The 825-nt window shown below is 43.0% G+C and carries 2 protein-coding genes; both read left to right on the forward strand.

The window, feature by feature from the left end:
- The coding region (locus tag A3756_RS05100) for a copper-binding protein (protein WP_082865094.1) at positions 1-492 on the forward strand (492 nt) is incomplete at its 5' end.
- A 68-nt stretch (positions 493-560) separates the two neighbouring features.
- A partial coding sequence (locus A3756_RS05105) for an efflux RND transporter permease subunit (RefSeq protein ID WP_156490288.1) occupies positions 561-825 on the forward strand: 265 nt, incomplete at its 3' end.

Consider the following 825-nt stretch of genomic DNA (forward strand, 5'->3'; position numbering starts at 1 on the left):
CATGTCAAATGTCAGACTGAAATAGAACGTTCAAAAAGCAATTTTAAGAATAATCACTTTGAGGAAAATACAATGAATAAAACACTAACTTCTTTAGCAATGTGTGCAGGCTTACTTGTCTCGACAGCTGTTTTTGCAAGTGGACCCAATGATGGCCATCACCATGGACATGGCAACGGAAAAGATATGGGCAAAGGCCATATGATGAAAGGTATGGATAAAGGAATGTCGGGCAATATGTCTGAAAAAGGCGCCGGACATATGCGCGAGGTAATGGGTGAAGGACGTATTAACAAAATCATGGCCGATCGAGGCATGATTAACATTAAGCACGAACCCATGCCAGAGATGAACTGGCCCAAGATGAAAATGAACTTCAAAGTCGACAAGGGCGTTGATTTGGGCTCTCTAAAGCCAGGTCAAATGGTCGACTTTACCTTACTTGTCGACAACGACAATAACTACATCATCAAGAATATAAACAGCAAATAAGCGACATGAAAGCAGCACTCCGGTGCTGCCCAAATTCATTTGCTGACGAAAGATTACTGGAGTAAATAATGATAGCCGCGATTATAAAGTGGTCGATACAAAATCGGTTTTTTGTACTATTAGGCACGGCAATATTGATCGGGTTTGGCTTGTATTCTGTCAAGAATACGCCAATCGATGCAATCCCTGATCTGTCTGATGTGCAAGTAATCATTAAAACTAGTTACCCAGGACAGGCACCGCAAGTCGTTGAAGATCAGGTAACTTATCCGCTTACGACGGCGATGCTGTCGGTACCGGGGGCGATTACCGTCCGGGGCTTTTCATTCTTTG

Source organism: Oleiphilus sp. HI0086, assembly GCF_001635225.1.